The following is a 5,163-nucleotide window of genomic DNA, read 5'->3' on the forward strand; positions in this document are numbered from 1 at the left end:
GGCCGGGGACATGCTGCTGCTCGGCCTCGCCGCCGGGAACGTCGACCCGATCGTCCGGCCCGACCTGGCGACGCCGCTGCACGGCAACCGCTCCCACCTGTCCTTCGGCAGCGGCCCGCACGAGTGCCCGGGCCAGGACATCGGGCGGGCGATCGCGGAGACCGGGATCGACTGCCTGCTCACCCTGCTGCCGGACCTCCGGCTCGCCGTGCCGGAGGAGGAGCTCAGCTGGACCTCGGCCTGGCTGTCGCGCCATCTGGTCGCGCTGCCGGTGGAGTTCACCCCGCGCGAGCGGCAGCCCGTCCAGGACTCCGCCGCTCCGGCCGCCGCGCCCGCCGCCGCCCCGAGCGCCTCCGGCCCGCCGCTCCCCCCGGTGGTGTCGGCCCCGTTCCCCGAGCCGACGCCGGTCGGGCCGTCCCCCGCCCTCGTCGCCGGGCCCCGGGGCCGCGCTGACCGGCCGGGCGGCGCGTCCCCGGCGGAACCGGGCGGGCCCGGACTAAAGTCGGCGCGAGCCGGAAGCGGCCCCACCGCCGCGCCCGAACCCCGCCCGCCGGAAGGTGCCCCGTGTCCCTGGTCCGCGTCCACAACTTCTCGGTCTCGCTCGACGGCTACGGCACGGGTGAGGGACAGAGCCTGGAGGCTCCGTTCGGCCACGCCGGCGACCGGCTGCACAGCTGGTTCTTCCACACCCGGACCTTCCGTTCCATGCAGGGCGGCGAGGGCGGGGAGACCGGCGTGGACGACGCCATGGCGCGGGCCTGGGGCGACGGGATCGGCGCGGAGATCATGGGGCGCAACAAGTTCGGCCCGCAGCGCGGCCCGTGGCAGGACCACGAGTGGAACGGCTGGTGGGGCCCGCACCCGGTGTTCCGCACACCGGTCTTCGTCCTCACCCACTACCCCAGGCCCACCGTGGAGATGGCGGGCGGCACCACCTTCCACTTCGTCGACGGCACCCCGCACGAGGTCCTCGCCCTCGCCCGGGAGGCCGCCGGCGGCCTGGACGTCCGGATCGGCGGCGGCCCGAGCACCGTCCGCGCCTTCCTCGCCGCGGACCTGGTCGACCATCTGCACGTGGTCGTGGTGCCCGTCCTGCTCGGCCGGGGCGAGCGCCTGTGGGACGGACTCGAAGGGCTGGAGCAGCGCTTCCGGATCGAGTCCGTCACCAGCCCGAGCGGGGTCACCCACCTCACCTTCACCCGACCCTGACCGATCCTGACCGATCCTGACCGGTCCTCACCAACCCTCACCAACCCTCACCGACCCGACTGGCGCTGGGATCCCGGGCCGGTCCGTCGCTTCTCCGGAGCAGCGGACCGGCCCGGGATCCCAGCTTTCTGGGGGGCGCAGGCACTCCGCCCCCGGCCGTGCTCCCGTGCGCCGGGTTTGCCGCCCCCGGTGGCGGTGCCATATCCGAGGTTCGGGGGTGCGGACCGGATGCGGCGGCGGGGTGCCGGTCCGGCCCGTCGAAGGGATTCGAGGGAGTCGACGGAGGGGACGGCGGGATGACGGACATTCGGCGACCGGCGCTGCGGTACACCGCGGACATCACCGTGGAGGACATCGACGGGCTGGCCGGGTTCATCGAGCGGCGGGTGGTGCTGCTGCGGGAGGCGGCCGCGAGGCCCGGCGGCGAGGAGGAACTGGTCGGGGCGGCCCTGACCCACACGGTCACGGCCCTGACCGGGAGCGCACGGGAGGTGCTCGGCACGCTCGCCGGGCACGCGGCGGAGGCGGCCGCGGGTACCTCCGGGCCCGACCGGGCGGACGATGCGGACGGGGAGAACCGCGAAGTCACGGCCTTCGACGAGGAGTTCGAGGAGCTGATGGCCCGGCTCAGCCGGCTCTGGCGGTACCTGCTGACGGCCGCCGAGGCCTGGAGCCACCTGCCCGACTACGACGTGGTGCGCTGGCGGCTGGACGGCCATCTGGACGCGGAACACGAGGCCCGGGCCCGCTGGTCGGAGGCCGGGCAAGCCTGGTGAGCCGCAGGACCCGCTGACCGGAAGGGCCGGGTGAGCAGCGAGGCCCGGTGACCGGCCGCGCGGGGCCGGCCCCCGGCCCGGGTGGGCAGGGGGCCGGCCGCAGGGGCGTGCGAGGGTGCCGGTCAGTTCCAGGGGTTGGCGTACTGGTCGTTGATGTACGTCCAGAAGCGCACGCCCTGCGGCAGGCTGCCGGAGGCCCAGAAGGTCCAGCCGCCGGTGGAGGAGTAGTTCGGGCCGTAGTGGCCGTCGTGGAACTCGGCCTGCCGCCAGGTGCGTCCGAAGGTCGAGCGGCAGACCTCGTTGGCGGCCGCGGCGCTGGTCAGCTCCGAGCCCTTGACCGGGCGGCTGAGCGCCACGCTCCCCAGGGCCCAGCCGTTGTAGAAGCCCAGGCTGATGCCGGCCGGCGCGGGCCGGCCGTCCTGGTTGAGGCAGAGCACCGGCAGCGAGACCCAGGGGGCGGTGTCGCCCTGGTAGGCGTTGCTGGCGGAGCCGCCGGGGCCGCCGACCTGGACGGTGCCGTTCGGGCCGTAGTTGAGGACCTCCCAGGTCATGCCGTAGTGGGTGGCGTCCGAGGTGCGGGCCTGGGCGGCCGGGGCGACGGCCAGCGGCACGAGGGCGGCCACGGCGGCGGCGGTCGCGACGGCGGCGAGGCGCTTGATGCGGGTCATGGTCCTGTTCCTCCAGGGAACTCCGGGGAAAGAGTGCTCACGACGCCGGTCGGACTGCGGACCGGCACGTCCCGACCCTCTCAACCACGCGCACGATTCTGGCATGATCTAGTCATCGGTTCGTCACCAAACGCGACGGTCCGACTGCGGCGCGCAAGAACCCTGGGGAGGGGCAGCGCATGGAGTTCGCGATTCTGGGACCGCTGGAGGTCCGCACCCGCGCGGGGAACCGGATCCGGCTGGGGGGCGCCCGACAGGAACGACTGCTGGCCGCACTGCTGCTGAACCCGGGCGGCGCGGTGCCGGTGCCCCGGCTGGTGGACGCCGTCTGGGAGGACCGGCCGCCCGCCACCGCCGACCGCCAGGTCCGCAACCTGGCCGGGCTGCTCCGCCGGGCCTTCCGCAAGGCGGACCCGACCGGGCCGCCCGTCCTGCTCACCGACGGGCGCGGCTACCGCATCCCGCTCGACGACCACGGCCTGGACTCCCGCCTGTTCGCCGACACCGTCGCCCGGTCCCGCCGGACGGCCGCCGCCGGGCAGCAGTCGGCCGCCGCGGCCGGTCTGCGGCAGGCCCTCTCGCTCTGGCGCGGGCCCGTACTCGACGGCCTGGAGGGGCAGTTGATCGACGCGGGCGCCGTGCCGCTGGACGAGCTGCGGCTCACCGCCTGGGAGGACTGCCTCGACCTGGACGCGGCACTCGGGCGGCACCGCGCGAGCATCCCGGAGCTGACCGGCCTGGTCGCCGACCACCCGTTGCGGGAGCGGTTCGTCGGGCAGTTGATGCGGGCCCTGCACGCCTCGGGGCGGACGGCCGACGCGCTCACCGTGCACCGGCGGTTCACCGGTCGGCTCGCCGAGGAGCTGGGACTCGACCCCAGCCCCGAACTGCGGCGGCTGCACCTGGCGTTGCTCACCGCCGGCGTCGCTCCGGACCCCGGCCCGGGATCCGGAGGGGCGGGCCCGTCGACGGACCCGCGAACCGCGAGACCCCGAACTGCCGTGCCCGGTACCGCCGGACGCCCGGGCGGGCCCGCCGACGAACGGGCCGGAACCGCCCGCGCCGTTACCACCGCCGTCGCCTCCGCCTCCGCCGAGGGCGGGCGCGGACCCCGCCCCGGCGTGCCCGTGCCCGTGCCCGCCCAACTGCCGCCCTCGCTCGCCACCTTCACCGGACGCGACGCGGAACTCGCCTCGCTCGACGCCTTCGCCGAGGCGGCGTCCTGGTCCCCGGCCTCGAACCCCGTCTCCAACCCCGCCTCGAACTCAGGACCGGGATCCGACCCGGATCGGACCCCCGGACCGGGCAGCGCCTCCGCCGCCCGGATCTGCGCCGTCTCCGGCAGCGCCGGGATCGGCAAGAGCGCCCTCGTCGTCCAGTGGGCGCACCGGGTCCGCGGCCGGTTCCCCGGCGGCCAGCTCTACGCCGACCTGCACGGCTTCTCCGCCGAGCCGCCGCTGACACCGCACGCCGTCCTGGCCCGGTTCCTGCGCGCGCTCGGGGTGCCCGGCGAGCAGGTGCCGAGCGTCCCCGAGGAGGCCGCCGCCCTGTACCGGTCGATGCTCGCGGACCGGCGGGTGCTGGTCGTCCTGGACAACGCGCGCAGCGCGGAACAGGTCCGCCCGCTGCTGCCCGGCGCCCCGGAGTGCCTGACGGTGGTCACCAGCCGCGCCGGCCTGGCCGGGCTCACCGCCCGGGACGGCGCCCGCCCGCTCGCCCTGGACCTGATGCCGGCGCCGGACGCCGTCGCGCTGCTGGACCGCGTCATCGGCCCCCGGCGGGCCCGGTCCGAACCCGCCGCCGTCGCCGAACTCGCGGCCGTCTGCGGCCGGTTGCCGCTCGCCCTGGCGATCGCCGCCAGCCGGCTCGCCGAACGCCCCGGCCGCACCGTCGCCGACCACGTCGCCGAACTGCGGGACACCGGGAACCGGCTCACCGCGCTGGCGATCGACGACGACGCGGCCTCGGCCGTCCGCGCGACGCTCGACCTCTCGTACCGCACCCTTCCCGCCGCCGCGCGCACCCTGTTCCGGCTGCTGGCCCTCACCCCCGGCTCCGGTCTGACGGCCGCGGCCGCCGCCGCGCTCTGCGGCGAGCGCGTCGCGGTCGTGCGGCCCGTCCTGGACCAGTTGGCCACCGCCCACCTGCTCGCCCACGAGGGCGGCGACCACTACCGACTGCATGACCTGCTGCGTCTGTACGCCGCCGAACGCGCGGCCGCCGAGACCGGGCGGGCGGTGAGCGCCGCCGCCCGCGAACGGCTCGGCACCTGGTACCTGCACCACGCCGACGCCGCCGCCCGGCTGCTCACCCCGCACCGCCGGCGGATCCCGCTCGGCGCGCCGGGTCCCTGGTACGAACCACCGGCCTTCACCACCGCCGCCGGGGCGCAGCGGTGGTGCGAGAGCGAGCACACCCGGCTGCTGGGCATGGTGCGGGCGGCGGCCGAGCACGGTCCGGACACGCTGGCCTGGCGGCTGCCGGTCGCCCTGTGGAGCTACTGGTTCACC

Annotated in this window: 4 protein-coding genes and 1 pseudogene; 4 read left to right on the forward strand and 1 reads right to left on the reverse strand. The window is 76.2% G+C overall.

Annotated elements, in window-relative coordinates; all coding sequences use genetic code 11:
- The 3 genes and pseudogenes from VR45_RS49725 to VR45_RS39445 all read left to right on the forward strand — a co-directional run.
- Positions 1-289, forward strand: a pseudogene (locus VR45_RS49725) (cytochrome P450); the annotation flags it as partial.
- Positions 290-564: 275 nt separating this feature from the next.
- The gene (locus VR45_RS39440; RefSeq protein ID WP_045944784.1) at positions 565-1,209 is read left to right on the forward strand and encodes a dihydrofolate reductase family protein; all 645 of its coding nucleotides are present in this window, start codon (positions 565-567) and stop codon (positions 1,207-1,209) included.
- Between the two features lie 296 nt (positions 1,210-1,505).
- On the forward strand, positions 1,506-1,985 hold the full coding sequence (locus tag VR45_RS39445) for a hypothetical protein (RefSeq protein WP_045944785.1): 480 nt from the start codon (positions 1,506-1,508) through the stop codon (positions 1,983-1,985).
- A 122-nt stretch (positions 1,986-2,107) separates the two neighbouring features.
- Here VR45_RS39445 and VR45_RS39450 read toward each other — a convergent pair whose 3' ends face one another.
- Complete coding sequence (locus VR45_RS39450) at positions 2,108-2,653, reverse strand: hypothetical protein (protein ID WP_045944786.1); 546 nt, start codon at positions 2,651-2,653, stop codon at positions 2,108-2,110.
- Between the two features lie 179 nt (positions 2,654-2,832).
- On the opposite strand from VR45_RS39450, the gene VR45_RS39455 reads away from it, so the two are divergent.
- On the forward strand, positions 2,833-5,163 hold a 2,331-nt coding region (locus tag VR45_RS39455), incomplete at its 3' end, for a BTAD domain-containing putative transcriptional regulator (protein ID WP_045944787.1).

The organism is Streptomyces sp. NRRL S-495, assembly GCF_000966955.1.
Lineage (GTDB): Bacteria > Actinomycetota > Actinomycetes > Streptomycetales > Streptomycetaceae > Kitasatospora > Kitasatospora purpeofusca.